Origin of the sequence: Desulforhabdus sp. TSK, from assembly GCF_022836495.1 — a bacterium.
Taxonomy (GTDB): domain Bacteria; phylum Desulfobacterota; class Syntrophobacteria; order Syntrophobacterales; family Syntrophobacteraceae; genus Desulforhabdus.
In genome coordinates this window covers 1-653 of the sequence record NZ_BQXM01000109.1, presented here as the reverse complement: position 1 = coordinate 653, position 653 = coordinate 1, and the positions used below count along the sequence as shown (strand labels likewise).

Annotated in this window: 1 protein-coding gene and 1 pseudogene; both read right to left on the bottom strand. The window is 53.0% G+C overall.

Annotated features, from left to right (window positions below; all coding sequences use genetic code 11):
• A pseudogene (locus tag MWC30_RS21715) lies at window positions 1-311 on the bottom strand (hypothetical protein); the annotation flags it as partial.
• A 163-nt stretch (window positions 312-474) separates the two neighbouring features.
• Complete coding sequence (locus MWC30_RS23215; protein ID WP_368860922.1) at window positions 475-630, bottom strand: type II toxin-antitoxin system HigA family antitoxin; 156 nt, start codon at window positions 628-630, stop codon at window positions 475-477.
• Window positions 631-653: the final 23 nt, after the last annotated feature.

The following is a 653-nucleotide window of genomic DNA, read 5'->3' as shown; positions in this document are numbered from 1 at the left end:
AAGTCCACATACTTGTCAAAGAGCATCGGCGCCGCCAACCTGAACAGTCCCAGGTACGCCTGCTGAATCACTTCCGCCCGCTCCTCCGGTTTATAATCCATCTTCGGCAGCAGAATCTTCACGATGGGATTGTGATGATCGTAATAGTCCCGGGCCTGAAAGTCAAACAGGCGAATCAACTGATATTCGAAGTGCAGAAACTGCCGGTTTCCCAGGTGGCTTTCGATCCGGCGCGAAACGACCTTCCTCCATTTTTTTCTTTGGGTAAAGAGCACCGTCGGGACCACCGTCGCATCCGGATGGGCTTCCATTTTGTTGAATTTCAATGAGAGGACGAAGATGCCAATAGCCAGGTTTCGATGGCCAATCGGGGGGTGGCATTCATTCTGCTTCGAAATTCCGGAGGTTTGTAGAGGATCCTACATGAACAAACCGCTTCCTTGCATCCTCTGTAGGCCAGGTATGGGTCTTAGATCAGAGGAACACGGATGGGGAGACGTTGAACCTTGCCGCCAGCGCCTTGGCCTGGCGTACATTGATCTTGCGCCTCCCGCTGAGAATCGCGCTGACAACCGGTTGGCCGCCCAGTTCTTTGGAAAGATCGGTCTCTTCAAGCCCCTGTTGATCCATCAGGAAATGCAGGACTTCATGGG

What these genes read in the sequence shown, in the direction of transcription:
- MWC30_RS23215 (WP_368860922.1), bottom strand. Translation starts at nt 630, where the DNA reads ATGGATCAACAGGGGCTTGAAGAGACCGATCTTTCCAAAGAACTGGGC.